The organism is Methanosarcina spelaei, from assembly GCF_002287235.1.
In the GTDB taxonomy this organism is placed as follows: domain Archaea; phylum Halobacteriota; class Methanosarcinia; order Methanosarcinales; family Methanosarcinaceae; genus Methanosarcina; species Methanosarcina spelaei.
In genome coordinates this window covers 1-13,874 of the sequence record NZ_LMVP01000037.1, presented here as the reverse complement: position 1 = coordinate 13,874, position 13,874 = coordinate 1, and the positions used below count along the sequence as shown (strand labels likewise).

The 13,874-nt window shown below is 39.0% G+C and carries 13 protein-coding genes and 1 pseudogene; 10 read left to right on the top strand and 4 right to left on the bottom strand.

The genetic code is table 11. From position 1 onward, the window contains the following. The 4 genes and pseudogenes from ASJ81_RS22525 to ASJ81_RS03260 all read left to right on the top strand — a co-directional run. Positions 1-264, top strand: a pseudogene (locus tag ASJ81_RS22525) (Hsp20/alpha crystallin family protein); the annotation flags it as partial. After that, the gene (locus tag ASJ81_RS03270; RefSeq protein ID WP_095643227.1) at positions 248-604 is read left to right on the top strand and encodes a gas vesicle protein K; all 357 of its coding nucleotides are present in this window, start codon (positions 248-250) and stop codon (positions 602-604) included. The pseudogene ASJ81_RS22525 and the gene ASJ81_RS03270, both read left to right, overlap by 17 nt. Then, complete coding sequence (locus ASJ81_RS03265; RefSeq protein ID WP_095643226.1) at positions 561-1,358, top strand: GvpL/GvpF family gas vesicle protein; 798 nt, start codon at positions 561-563, stop codon at positions 1,356-1,358. Before ASJ81_RS03270 ends, ASJ81_RS03265 begins: the two co-directional genes overlap by 44 nt. Next, positions 1,348-1,917, top strand: coding sequence for a gas vesicle protein (locus ASJ81_RS03260; protein ID WP_095643225.1), 570 nt, complete (start codon positions 1,348-1,350; stop codon positions 1,915-1,917). Before ASJ81_RS03265 ends, ASJ81_RS03260 begins: the two co-directional genes overlap by 11 nt. 572 nt (positions 1,918-2,489) lie before the next feature. Here ASJ81_RS03260 and ASJ81_RS03255 read toward each other — a convergent pair. Further along, entirely contained in the window at positions 2,490-3,563 is a 1,074-nt protein-coding gene (locus tag ASJ81_RS03255; protein WP_095643224.1) for a M42 family metallopeptidase, read from the bottom strand. A gap of 609 nt (positions 3,564-4,172) precedes the next feature. Here ASJ81_RS03255 and ASJ81_RS03250 point away from each other — a divergent pair. The 6 genes from ASJ81_RS03250 to ASJ81_RS03220 all read left to right on the top strand — a co-directional run bounded on the left by ASJ81_RS03250 (position 4,173) and on the right by ASJ81_RS03220 (position 10,146). Next, positions 4,173-4,526: a prefoldin subunit beta gene (locus ASJ81_RS03250; protein WP_048108952.1), complete on the top strand. Its 354-nt coding sequence runs from the start codon at positions 4,173-4,175 to the stop codon at positions 4,524-4,526. 138 nt (positions 4,527-4,664) lie between these two features. Further along, positions 4,665-5,669: a DHH family phosphoesterase gene (locus ASJ81_RS03245; protein ID WP_095643223.1), complete on the top strand. Its 1,005-nt coding sequence runs from the start codon at positions 4,665-4,667 to the stop codon at positions 5,667-5,669. A gap of 581 nt (positions 5,670-6,250) precedes the next feature. Beyond that, positions 6,251-7,555 carry a phenylacetate--CoA ligase family protein gene (locus tag ASJ81_RS03240; RefSeq protein ID WP_095643222.1) on the top strand — a complete coding sequence of 435 codons (1,305 nt, stop codon included), beginning with the start codon at positions 6,251-6,253 and terminating at the stop codon, positions 7,553-7,555. A 540-nt stretch (positions 7,556-8,095) separates the two neighbouring features. After that, positions 8,096-8,533: an ACT domain-containing protein gene (locus tag ASJ81_RS03235; protein WP_095643221.1), complete on the top strand. Its 438-nt coding sequence runs from the start codon at positions 8,096-8,098 to the stop codon at positions 8,531-8,533. A gap of 258 nt (positions 8,534-8,791) precedes the next feature. Then, on the top strand, positions 8,792-9,145 hold the full coding sequence (locus ASJ81_RS03225; protein WP_095643219.1) for a DUF2103 domain-containing protein: 354 nt from the start codon (positions 8,792-8,794) through the stop codon (positions 9,143-9,145). Positions 9,146-9,168: 23 nt separating this feature from the next. Then, positions 9,169-10,146 carry a methanogenesis marker 12 protein gene (locus tag ASJ81_RS03220; protein ID WP_095643218.1) on the top strand — a complete coding sequence of 326 codons (978 nt, stop codon included), beginning with the start codon at positions 9,169-9,171 and terminating at the stop codon, positions 10,144-10,146. Between the two features lie 38 nt (positions 10,147-10,184). Here the strand turns inward: ASJ81_RS03220 and ASJ81_RS03215 are convergent, their stop codons facing one another. The 3 genes from ASJ81_RS03215 to ASJ81_RS03205 all read right to left on the bottom strand — a co-directional run bounded on the left by ASJ81_RS03215 (position 10,185) and on the right by ASJ81_RS03205 (position 12,216). Next, positions 10,185-10,772, bottom strand: coding sequence for a TIGR00288 family NYN domain-containing protein (locus ASJ81_RS03215; protein WP_095643217.1), 588 nt, complete (start codon positions 10,770-10,772; stop codon positions 10,185-10,187). A 404-nt stretch (positions 10,773-11,176) separates the two neighbouring features. Beyond that, on the bottom strand, positions 11,177-11,599 hold the full coding sequence (locus ASJ81_RS03210; protein ID WP_095643216.1) for a hypothetical protein: 423 nt from the start codon (positions 11,597-11,599) through the stop codon (positions 11,177-11,179). Beyond that, positions 11,593-12,216: a rhomboid family intramembrane serine protease gene (locus tag ASJ81_RS03205; protein WP_141241576.1), complete on the bottom strand. Its 624-nt coding sequence runs from the start codon at positions 12,214-12,216 to the stop codon at positions 11,593-11,595. Before ASJ81_RS03205 ends, ASJ81_RS03210 begins: the two co-directional genes overlap by 7 nt. Positions 12,217-13,874 lie beyond the last annotated feature (1,658 nt).

The window sequence follows — 13,874 nt, the reverse complement described above, 5'->3', positions numbered from 1 at the left end:
CTACATGTAGGGTCTACTGAAATTGAGCCTGTTTTTGATGTATTTGAGGATGAAAAGTATATTTCCGTAATTGCAGAAATCCCTGGGGCTGCTGAACAAGACATTCAGATCGAACTTGACGGCAACAAACTGTTTATTTCTGCAGGAATGTACAAAAAGACCATAGTTTTACCTTCAGAAGCAGAAGAAGTCAAAGAAAAAAGTTTCAAGAACAGTGTACTGCAACTAAAAATAAAAAGGAGAAAATATGCCGATAAGGATTGACGAAAAAAATCTGAAAAAAGGTGTATTAGGTCTTGTTGTAGCTCTTGTTGAAATAATTACTGAGCTGCTTGAAAAGCAGGCTATCCTGAGAATAGAAAATGAGAGCCTCAATGATGAAGAGATAGAAAGGCTTGGAGAGGCACTTGCAGATCTGAATGAGGCACTTGAAACCATAAAGGCTGACAACAATATAGAAGATACTGTCGAATCCGTGCGCTGCGGACTGGATGAAGTCGTAGACGATGTAGTGGATAAATTAATGAACCCTTCAAGATGGGCTAAAGAGGTAGAGAAACATGACCGAAATCGACCATGCGAGATACCTTTACTTGATAGCTAATACGGAAGAAGAACAGAGTTTGGGAGATATTGGGCTCGGCGACAGGCCTGTGTATACTATTGTTTTTCAAGATATTGCAGCTGTTGTACATGCTTCGAAATCAGAACCCGTGCCTGCAAAGAGTGAAGAGCAGGCTGAGCAATGGATCTTGAATCATAATTATGTGATCGACAAAGCTACTGAGAACTTTAACACCGTACTGCCTTTTTCTTTCGGATGTCTTGCGAGAGGGGATGATGAAGCCATAAAAAGATGGCTTCAAAAGAACTATAGTTTATATAAGCGAGAACTTGAGAGATTGAAGAACTCTGCAGAATATTCGATACAGATCTTCTACGACCCTGGGGTTCTGGAAAAGCAAGTACTAAAAACGATACCAGAACTTGAAGAGATCGATCAGAAAATGAAAGCCATGCCAAAGGGAAAAGCCTACATTTTCAAAAAGAAATTCGAACTGGGTTTGAAACAAGCAGTAAGCGATCATTTGGCAAGTATGGGACGGGAATTTGATAAATTAATAAAAAAAAATGCAACACAAACGATAGTTGAAGAAAAAATCCCCTACGTGCCTGAAAAATATGCAGGCAAAAAAGTTATGGTTGCGTTTTCTTGCCTTGTTGCCAAAGATAACGCTGAAAGACTTGGGCAAAGCCTTGAGACTATAAATAAAAGAGAAGGATTTGCAGTAAGATTTACAGGGCCTTGGGCGCCTTTCAATTTTGTTGATCTGGGGAATATTGAGAATGATACCTGAACGTGAGAAAGACAGCCTTGGAGAACTGCTGGACCGAATGGTCACAAAAGGTGTGCTTATTAATGCTGATGTTATAATTTCACTTGCAGGGATTCCCCTGATTGGAGTAAAACTGGAAGCTGCGATTGCGTCCATTGAGACTATGCTTGAATTCGGGCTTTTTGAAGAGCTTGACAAAAATACTAGGGCCTGGCAACTCGAACATCGGAAAACAAGGCCTCTACTTCATGAATATGAAGAAATTGAATTAGAATTCTACGGCTCATTTTTTCAGGAACTCCATCCAACTTGGAAATACTGCTTTATATATGTCACCAACAGTAGGATCTTCGGGTGGAACAAAGCCTTTAATAAAATTCTGTTTGAAGTTCCAGTTACCAAAATTCGAATGGTTGATATTGAGAAAGGAATCTACCAGGATGAAGAACGAGATGAACTTTGCCTGAACCTGGAAAATGAAGAAAAACTGTATCTTCATTCCAGTGACCTTGCCGGACTGCAGGATAAGATCTTCAAACTTATCCCCGGCCTGCCAGAGAGGCTGGGCAGCTCTAAATGAAAGGACAGTGGTGCACTGTAAAACCCTGAAACTGTGCAGCCGTAAGCTCTTCCCAGAGCCAAAAACTATGTAAACGGGAGCGCCTTGCAGAGACGAAAACTGTTGAAATAAACATCACTTTGTAAAACTACAACTCTAATGACGCAATTTCGATGGAGTCTACGATTTTGGAATTTTATCTTCCTACGTGGAACAAAAAGAATTTCTTAATTTTTCGATCCCACACAACTTCCGAAAATTATCGTTTTTCCATGATCTCAAGTAAAAAATCCCAAGTAAAAATCTGGATGCGAAGTTGGTCTCACGTCAATCCTTAAGAATTGAACCATTCTTAATTTATGATTGATTCAATATCTTTAGGACTTATGCACTTGAGGATTGAGGAACAAAATCAACTACGGCAAAGACTGCGAATTAAATTCATGTTTCAAACAGTTAACAGTCTGATGCTGTTGATTTTTCAGTTCAACTGCGTAAGTCCTAATCTTAAGGATTGAACCATTCTTAATTTGAGAATTTTATGTGAGCTTTTACTGTTGACGCAGTACTAGATCTTTAAAAATATTAGATCTTTAAAAATATTTGCCTACCCTTTCTATTGCTTTTACAATGAGGGAAACGCACGCTTCAATATCTGCAGTATCCAGGACCTCAACAGGGGAATGGATGTATCGGGTGGCTATGCTGACCGTACCTGTAGGGATACCTTCTTTTGTAAGGTGTATTGAAGTTGCATCGGTTGTGCCGCCGGAACCAACGCCAAGCTGATAGGGGATTTCATTTTCAGCAGCAGTTTCTTTAAGCCACCTGAGAACTTGCGGATGAGCTATAAGACCTCTTCCGGAAGCATCGGCTACAGTAACCACAGGGCCTTTTCCTAGTTCCAGGGATGAATCGGTTTTATTTATACCGGGATGATCTCCAGGAATAGTCGTATCGAGGGCAAGCGCAACATTTGGACAAATCCCAAAAGCACAGGTTCTTGCTCCCTTCAGTCCTACTTCTTCTTGCACAGTACCTACGGCATATACATTTGCTTCGATTTTGTATTTAGAAAGCCGTTTCATAACTTCAATAAGGATGACGATGCCTGCACGGTTGTCAAAGGCTTTTGAAGTCACCTTTCCGTTTGCCAGGGGAACAAAGTTCCGGTCAATAGAAGCTACCGTGCCGATCTCAATTCCGAGGTTCTCAGCATCTTCCCTGTCTTTTGCTCCTATGTCAATGAACATATCGTCCAGCTTCACTGGTTTTTTCCTGTCTTCCTCTTTCATTACGTGAGGAGGCTTTGATCCGATTACTCCTGGAATTGAACCTTTTTTACCGTGAAGCACAACTCTCTGGTTAAGAAGTGTCTGGTCAAACCATCCTCCGATCCCGACAAACCTGAGGAAGCCATTATCATCAATATACCTGACCATGAGCCCGATTTCGTCCATGTGGGCAGCCAGCATTATGGAAGGGCCTTCTCCTTTTTTGAGAGCTATAAGGTTTCCCATGCAGTCTCTGCGCATGGTATCAACATAGGGTTCAAGTTCCTTTTCAAGAAGTTCTCGGATATCATCCTCAAAGCCTGAGATCCCATGGGCATTAGTGAATTTTTCAAGCAGAGATTTTATCTCTCTAAGGTTTCCGCCTTTTTCCATTTTCGAATATCTCCTGCATATCAGTTAATTTAAAGTCCAAATTAGTCTGAATGAGATCGATTATAATCTAATTTAATTAATTATAATTATCTCCTTATTATTCCCCTTTATTAAATGTTTCTTACAATGACCCTTTGATAAATGGTTTTTAACTTTTGGTAAATAATTTTTGACTTTTGGTGAATAATTTTGGCTCTTCGTTGTTTTGTGTGGATATTCTCATAATATTCTCATAAAAACCAATGCGGTCTTGAATTGAAAATCATCTTATCCATAGGAAATGACGAAGAGCCATAATTTTTAACGTTTGGTAAATAATTTTTGACTCTTGGTGAATAATTTTTTAATATATCTTTTTTATAACTATTCTTTTATAATTACTCCTTGCCAGGTTATTTTTCTTAAATCATCGTGTTGGAGATAGTTAAGTTATCTCTACCTCAGGCCAACAAATATCATACTGTTTATTTATTATGATTAACTGTTATTTAAGTTTCTGGCAGAAGGTCTCAGATTAATTTTTGATGGCGAAGAGAGATTTTTCGAAGGCTGTAAGGACAGAAACATTAAAATCCCTTCAGGTTTATTGAGGACTCAGGTGAAAATCATATGACTGCAGAATTACCTCCTCAAGTTCAGAATCAGATAGCACAGCTTCAGCAAATACAGCAGCAGATACAGGCTCTGGCTATGCAAAAATCACAGATTGAAGCTATGCAAAAAGAGTCCAAAATGGCTCTTGACGAGCTAGAAAGACTCGCTGACGACGCAGTAGTCTACCGCAATGTAGGGGAGTTAGTAATAAAAACGAATAAGGGAGAGTCCATTACAAAACTTAAAGACAGGGAAGAAACTCTCTCACTGAGGCTTCAGTCTATTTCCAGACAGGAAGAAAGGCTCACATCTCGCTTTAAACAGCTTCAGGAGCAGATCCAACAGGCGTTGGGCACTAGAGCACAATAATTTTATTTTTCATTCCCGCATAAGGAATATTAAATAAAGTGCAGTCTTGCCAAAACTTATAAAGCAGTTATGCAAAAATCTCGAAGCTCTTGAATCAAGGGAGATCGATACCTCTTAAAACGATAGCCAGAGTGGACAATGGAAGTTGATGAAGCGGAGTTTTTCAACCGGCTCCTTGACTATCGGAATATTTTATATTTGTGTCACCGGAATGCAGATCCGGACGCTGTTAGCAGTGCTTTTGCCCTTTCGGAATCTATCGGAGGCACTATCGGACTTGTTGACGGCTGTAACCGTGTAGCTGCTGTACTTATAGAGAGACTTGGCATTGAAGTTGTGGACAAACCCAATCCGGCTGATTACAGTTTTGTCGTTGTGGTTGATACATCAACAAAAGCACAATTAAATGATCTGGAGCTTACCAGGTATTGTGTAATCGATCACCATACAACTACTGCTCTGACAGAAAATGCCGAATTCTATCTTCACAGGAACAGTACCTCTACCGTAGAAATAGTTTACGATATCTTGAAAGCAATGGGAGCACCTATTAACAGGCGAGTGGGGATTGGGATGCTCACGGGAATCGTAACGGATACCGGGCATTTCAAACATGCATCTGCGGATACTTTCCGGACAGTATCCAAAATTATTGGGGACAGTGGTGTTGAGTACGGGGAAGTGCTGGACCTTATGGCTGGTACCCCACAGGATATTTCCATGCGTATAGCTATTCTGAAAGCCGCAAGCCGCGTCGAGCTCGATAGAGTGCAGGATATGCTGATAGCATCTTCCCATGTCAGTTCTTTCGGAGGCTCTGCATCTTCCATGCTAATTAGTATCGGGGCAGATATCGCTTTTGTCGGCACAGCCAAAGGTGAAAACGTCAGGATAAGTGCAAGAGCAAAGCGTGATGCTGTAAGTGCCGGAGTTAATCTTGGCCAGCTAATGGAAGATGTAAGTAACGAATACAGCGGCACAGGTGGCGGACATTCCGGAGCTGCCGGAATCGATGTGATCGGTGACATGAAAGAAGTTCTGGATAAATGCAGGGAAAGAACAAAGAAAATTCTTGAAGCTTCTCTGGGGGAAACGTCAAAAGAGACCTCTTTTGATGATATCAAAGAGTTTGAAAATGAGTGATTTCTTAAAGTAAAAAGAGGTTTCGTTTTTCAGAATATGGTCAAAAGAGGTTTCGTTATTCAGAACATATTTCAAAAAGTCCCTTACTTTGTATTTTATACTTAAAACCTCACTTTATCTTTAAGTACATAATTCAGTAACTGAATCTGACCCCTTACTTATAAAATTTGCCGATTATGAGTAAACATTCCAGGTTATCTAAAAATCCATATCTAATCACTTTATGGACTTTATCCTTTTATGTAACCAGCTTTCGGGTTTACTCACAAAATCTTTTTTCTGCTTAACAGCTAATATTTATATGAGAATCTAGCTTAAACTTCATATTAATCCAGCTAATCTTCATATTGTATTTGCCGGAAGTATATCTCCGTTGAAATAATAAACTAGAAAATAATAAACTAGAAAAATAATAAACTCTTGAGTAAGAAAGCAACAGAGTAAGAAAGTAACGTTAGCGAGATAAAGAGAACCGAAACATGACCTTAAAGCGGCATGAAATGAGATTCATAGGAAAAAAGCTTGAAAATACCGGGCCTGTATTGAGAGCCCAGAATATATAATATAAAGAGTGTGAAATAATGCCAGAATACTGGGACCCTGAGATAGAGACAATGCCTGTAGAAGACTTGAATAAGCTGCAGGAAGAAAAGTTGAAGCAACTTGTACATTATGTGTATGAAAACTCTCCTTTTTATAGAAAAAAGTTTGATGAACACGGGGTTAAGCCGGAAGACATCCAAACTCTTGAAGATGTCAGGAAGTTGCCTTTTACAGTTAAACAGGATCTCAGAGATACCTATCCAACTGGCATGTTTTGCGTCTCAAACTCAAAACTAGCTCGGTTCCATGCTTCTTCAGGTACAACCGGCAAACCTATAGTCGTAGGGTATACCCAGAAGGATATTGATGAGTGGGCCGAGTCTCTTGCGAGAGGATTTACTTCTGTTGGATTGGGGAAAAACGATATCCTTCAGGTAAGTTACGGGTACGGGCTTTTTACAGGTGGGCTTGGTGCCCATTACGGAAGCGAAAAATTGGGCGCAACCGTACTTCCTACAAGTTCCGGAAATTCCGAGCGCCAGCTTGAGCTTATGAGAGACCTTGACGTCACTGCTATAGCCTGTACGCCTTCTTACTTCCTTTATTTGATTGAGACTGCAAGGAAAGAAGGCATTAGTATCAGGGACGACACCAAATTAAAGATGGGATTTTTCGGGGCAGAACCCTGGTCCGAAGAACTAAAAAAACGTATAGAAGACGAATCAGGGATCAAAGCTATTGATATTTACGGAACGTCGGAAATGAGCGGTCCTCTTTTTACCGAATGCTCAGAACAGTGCGGGATTCACATCTGGGCAGACAAATTCCTTGTGGAGATCCTTGACCCTGAGACCGGTGAGCCTGTTCCTGACGGCGAGATCGGAGAACTCGTAATTACGACTCTTGCTAAAGAAGCCTTCCCTCTAATCCGTTACAGAGTAAGGGACCTTACTAGAAAGCTTTCGGAGCCCTGCGTGTGCGGAAGAACCCATCCCAGGATTACACGCATTAGCGGTCGTTCGGATGATATGATTATCGTGCGCGGAATCAATGTATTCCCAGGACAGGTCGAATCTGTCCTTATGAATATTCCTGAAGTCGGAAACCATTTCATGATCATTGTAGATAGGATTGGACCCCTTGACTCAATGAAAGTCCAGATCGAAATGCAGGAATCTGCCTTTAGCGATAAAATGTCAGATATGATGGCACTTAAAAGAAAGGTTTCGAGTGCACTTAAAAGCGTACTGAACCTTGCAGTCGAGGTGGAACTGGTAGAGCACGGCTCTCTGCCCCGCTCGGAAGGAAAATCAAAGAAAGTTATCGACAATCGAAAGATTTGAACTTTTCTAAGAGCGAAAACAAAACCTGCAAATATTGACATCCTGCAGGTCCCATTTTTTGGGACTGATCTCTCAATTTTTTTAATGAGAAGTTTCTTTTTAATATTAAGCCAGATGTAAAGTAAGTTCTCATACATAATATAAAAATAGCTAATGCAGAAAAGATTAGGTTTGTAAACAGGAATAATGCTGGTAAATAACACTCTAAAAGGCAGCCAGTTGCTTAGTTGATTATAACTGCTTATAATCTTAAACACTGTATGTAAGCTGAAAATATAAATAGAGACTTATATTATATTTTGGCATAGAGACTTAAACTATACTTTGGCATAGAGACTTATATTATACTTTGGCATAGAAACTTATAATATACTTTGGATAGAAACTTATAATATACTTTGATATAGAGATTTATATTATACTTTGGCATAGTAGAGACTTATACTGTTGTATTCTGGTAAAAGATTACAAAAATAAGAGAAAACAAGAATAAACAGTATAAAAACATAGAATAAGCAATATAAGGATACGGGTGCTGGAATGGAAGATAAATTTATAAAGCAGATTTCCCTTTTTGCGGAAAATAAACCTGGAAGACTTGCAAACGTCGCAAACAAATTGAAAAGTGCCGGCATAAACATCAGAGCATTTACCATTGCCGAATCAGGAGACTTCGGAATAATCCGTATGGTTGTGGACAGGTCCGACTATGCTCACAGTATACTCCATGATGCAGGGTTTACCGTTTCCGAAACAAATGTTCTGGGAATCGAAATGGATGATGTCCCTGGCAGCATGTCCCGTATTGCAGAAGTGTTCGGAAAAGCCAAGATCAACATCGACTATGCATATGCCTTTGTCACCAGGGGTCAGAAAGCTCTTTTAATAATCAGAGTCAATGACATTGAAAAGGCAATTAAAACACTTGAAGAAGATAATGTCAAGCTAATAAGCATGAAGGAACTTGAAAAGATCTGATTTACGAAAAAACGGATTTTTCAGAAGAAAGAGTTTTTAAAAAAGGCGAAACGATCCAGAATTCGGCTATTTTTATGCCTGGAATTCTGGAAAGGCTTATTTTTGCAGCATCTGGCTTCAGGGTAAAACCTTGATAAGAGGGTTTATGGCCTGCAATACTTCCTTGGATTCTAACCGGACATATACATAATAAATATAAAAAAAGATATATATAATAATGGAAAAGTTGCCAGGGGAACAGGTACCGGTTTGAGTACAATGAAGAAAAATAAAAATAACTTACAGGAGAGCTCACAAGGCTCCTATAAAAACAAGCTTGGTGGAGTCCATACAACAATTATCGGAGGACGAGCTGGTAAAAAACTTGTAAAACTTGTGACCCAGCACCCTGAAGTAAAGAAGGTAATCCCAACCGTAATTTCCGTAAAAGGCATTGCAGGAGGAAGCCTGACCGGAAAGATACTGCGTGCGGACGCGAGAGGGAACTTGAGGCTATTACTCTCTGAAGGCAGAAGTTTTCAGGAAATAAGATTGGTAACAACAGTTGGAACCGCTGAAGAGGGAGATAGAATTATGGACGAACTAAACGAAATCTTAAAAACTGCCCTCTGAGGCGCTAAAGGAGAGACAAGTAATTGGGGTTTATAGGTATTGATCATGGTACAACTGCGATGCGTTTTGCTCTTATAGACGGAGAAAGTACTCTTACCTTTGAACTTGAGAGAGCCGATGCAGCAGCCATGTCCGAAAATGAGATCCTTACTTCACTTGAGGAACACTTTGGAATTCAACGTGAGACAATCGACCTTGTCGCACTGACGTACTCAATGGGAGATGGTTTTTCTACAATTAAGGATGTCAGGAGCCTGGAAGGAAGGGGGCTCAAGAGTATTGAAGGAGCAGGAAAAAAGACCGGAGGAGGCACAAAAGTTTTTGATGCCATTCGGAATTCGGGAATTCCGGCAATAGCAATCCCTGGCCTTCATACGGAGAGTAAGGTAGATTCCAGAATGAAGGTGTTTTCCCATCTTACGAGTCCTGAGAAACTGGGAATTGCTTACCACATCCTGTGCCTTGGTTATAATAACTTTGTGGTTTCCGATATAAGTTCAAATACTGTTACTCTTGCCGTTGCCGATGGGGAAGTAATTGGGGCAATCGATGCTTGCATATTTGCTCCAGGTGTTCATCATGGGCCCCTTGACCTGCAAGCTATCAGGGATGTGGATAACGGATACTGCACTGCAAACCAGGCTTTTATAAAGGCAGGAGTTCTAAAAATGACTCCATATAAAGATAGGGAAGAACTACTCTTTGCAGCCGAAAAAAGAGAAAATCCTGCTCTCCTGGCCCTTGATACTATTGCGCTGTTTGCAGCTATGGAAATTACGTCAATGCAGCTTCTTCTTAAAGACTATGAGATTGCAGGAGAGGTTTTTCTTGCAGGGTCCATAGGAGAATTCGAATATATGCAGAAAAAAATTCATGCACATTTGGGGCAAGAATGCCAGTTTCTCGGAAAGTGGCATGCTGCAATAGGCTGTGCTGAGATCGCACGGGATGTTTTTGAAGGAGAAAAAGAAATCCTCGGTGTAGAAGTTAACTATCCTTAAAAAAGTGAGAAAGGAGTATCAAAAAAGGAAAGTATAAGTCAGGTTTTTTCTAAGGATTCTTCATACATACTATCCTGATATTCCGATGCATCAATTTTTCCTCCACCACCTGATGCTATTCCATCGGACTCGTCATAACTGCTCATTTTGTCTTTCTTCATAAGAATAACATAATCTGCAGAATTCTTTAGCGCTGTGGAAAAACCGGGCTCAACTCCAAAAATAATAGTCTCTTTGCCGTGCTCATTTGCTTTGTTTAACAGCGGCTTGAAGTCTGCATCCCTTGTAACGATTGCAAGAGTGTCAATATTGGGGTTATATACTAGCTCCATGCCCTCTACCGCGAGGCGCACATCAACATCGCTCGAACAAATTATAGGTTCAAGTCCATGATTTTCTATAGCTTCCACAAGCTTGTCAGAGGCGTACTGGTTAAGGAAAACGCGCCCGATTTTGATATTTCCATAGTCTTTCAAGACGTCCCTTATCTCCTCAAGATTTACATCAAATTCTTTTCTGAGAATATTCGGGCCGTCCACTAAAAGTCCGATTTTCCGCCTGCCAACTTCTTTTTTCGAGCGGAGGTATTTTGATATTGAGTCTATTCCGCTTTTTACAGGTTTCATTATCAATGTCCTCTGTGATCTTGCAGTTCACGGAACCTGTACCTTGTTTGTTTGCGCCATATGGCCATACAGCACTAACTCTGGGGGGAAGCTACACTTCCAGCAGCCCTCCAATCTGCTGGTAAAGAGTTTATGCTTCCGCAATCAGTTTTTGAGGTTTAAAGTTCCGAATTTCTAAGATATATATCTTGATACCGCAATTTTGCATTCAATCCGATAATACATTATATCTGCTTTTCTGTAGTAAAACATTTGCATATTAAGGCAATCAGAGTTTGCAACTCTATCCTTTTATGAATAGTTGGATTGAAAAACCGAAAATCTTCCTGCGAACAGTAAGAAAGTCCGGTAAAATAAAAATCTATATCCATAAAATGTAGATCTTTAAAACGTAGTAATTTTATTTATAAATTGTCTGAAAAGGGTCCCTTTTTTACTTCCCGAATAACATATGGAGATTCCTTGAGCTCAAAAACATTTTCTGTTTTTCTTCCTATTTTGCGTCTGAGGTACTGGATTTCCCCTAGTTTCTCCAGAAAAGCTTCATAAACTTCCATAAACTGCTTAAACTCCGGATCATTAAGCTCTATCACTCCTTCCCTGCCTGCAAGCCAATCATATACGTGAAGGAGAGTAATTTCCCTTACTCTTTTCAAGTTCTCATTCTCAGGCGGTTTTTTAAAGTACAGGGTTTTTTTTAGCTCTGGAGACCAGGCTGCAAATAGTCTCCTGAAATTCAAAACCATAATAGGAATCTTCTCTCCTGGATCGGGTCTCGGATAGTAGTATGTGCCTTCTAGAAGATCCCTCCCTTCCAGGGTTACCACCTGCCAATGTATCTGGATCTTTGAGCGCTTTCCTGAATTTTCTTTATGCGGAAACCCATATAAAGGCCGACAAAGAGACCGCTAAGGTGAGCTGTATGGGCTATCATATCCGATGAGTTGATCATAAGAAAGTCAAAGATAGCAAAAAGCACCAGTGCATGTTTTAGTTTCATCGGGACAAAGTAGACATAGACGCGGATATCCGGCTCAAGTATTGTGAGGGCTGCAAAGACTCCGTAGATTGCTCCGCTTGCGCCAACCATTGGGCCAGGAGACATATTGAAAATCGGCTGAGTTAAAAAGGTATATCCTATTGCCGATAGAATCCCTGCAGTGAAGAAAATTGCCAGAAGCTGTCTGTTCCCGACCCGCCGCTCAAGTGCAGTTCCGAAGAAGTATAAGACAAGCATATTGAACAAAAGATGAAACAAACCGTTATGTAGAAACATATATGTAATAAGCGTCCACGGCTTTGTTACAAGATAATTAGGGTCGAAATAAAAAGCGTTAAAATAGACATCGCCTATGCCCGGAACCATTTCCAAGAAGAATGAAAGTGTGCAAAGAGCAATGATTACTATTGACGGGCTTGCGAAAATAGAATCTTTACTTGCCACCTGCTTCACCTCCAGGGATGTAAGCTGCATTAAGGTCAAACATATTTCCAACTACTCTCCGGTTTATATTCCAATTAATCTCCAATTTATGTTCTAATTGTTCTCTAATTTTATCTCATATAACACTGCTTTAAATTTGAGGCGATTAGAGTACCTTACTTGTAACCAAAATGAGAATCTTAGCTAGAATGATATCGATGATATGTTTTCATTGAATTGATCATTGATATTTATCTCACTTTAAAACTCTTAACTCTGAGAATCACTCTTAATTTTAAGAACTGCCTATACATTAATTAAGTGCCTACTTAAGTGATTTATAAGTAAGCCAGTAAATTATATATGAGCCAGTAAATATATGTAAACCCGTAAATTATATGTAAGCCAGTAAATTTTCCAGATACTATTGCTTAGACGTTTACCTTATTTATAATTCCGTTTTTCAGAGGTCATTAAATAAGTCAATTTCACATCATCAAAACTTTTGATAATATAAATCGGAATTTAAAGGTCGGCGAGAAGAGTAAACCAATTACTGAAGAGGTACTCTGATTATGTTCAAGAATGATCATATTCAAGAGTGAAATTATTGAAAACGAATCAACGTTGTTTTTATTCAAAAACATAATATTTATATTAGAAAATATATCAATTAATATTCAATTAAGGGTATCATATTTATGTGTTTCCTGTGAAAATACAAAAATAGTTTACGGCGTTTACTGTGTAAAGCCGTATGGTAATGCTAAGCCTATAAATATTTTTCCATTTATTTATTCACCATATATTTATAAAATCTATAATATTTTTTCAATTTTATATTTACGTTAAGGGTAGCTTTTGTTTAAGGATTCATATTTAATTTTGGTAACAAACATTTACATAATCACCGGTTTTAAACATGAATAAAAAGTATAATTATTAACAATTAATAACACAAAGAGATAAAAGGCTAGTATTAAAATAAGTTTTATTGAAAAACCCGAATCTATAAACACTAACTTAGTTTTTTCATACATAGTTCAAATAAAATTGTAAAGTATACTGATTTTGAATTTTACCATTTTACCCATCTCGAAATGCGTGTTACAAATTAGAAAATATTATATAGATTTGGTACGTTAAGACAATTAATTAGTGTTTATTATCCATCGGTAGCGACCTCTTCTTAGGACTAAGGTCTAAATCGTTGGCAAAAACGGTTTTTTTTGACAAAAAGGGTGTAAAAACAGGTTTGAAGAGATATTAAGCCCTAAAAACGACTTTTATATGGAAATATTTCCTCTAAAAACGACTTTAGCTGGAAAAAACGCTGGTGAAATACTTGCTAGTTGAAAAAATAGTTAGTAGCATTTTACCAGAAGCGCACTTACTTACACGGTTGTAACTTTAAGCAGACGGCAAAATATATAATGTACAATCATGAAGAATCTGCCGAGTATGATAACTGCAATCGTCTTGGTAAAGTCGACTTTAAACAAATTTAGGAGGTAAAGCTCAAATGAGCAAACTAACTACCGGGAGTTTTTCTATCGAAGATCTGGAATCCGTTCAGATCACTATTAACAATATTGTAGGGGCAGCAAAGGAGGTTGCCAAAGAAGCAGAAGAAAAAGAGCTAGGACCAATGGGCCCGACTCCTCTTGCAAGCATGGCAG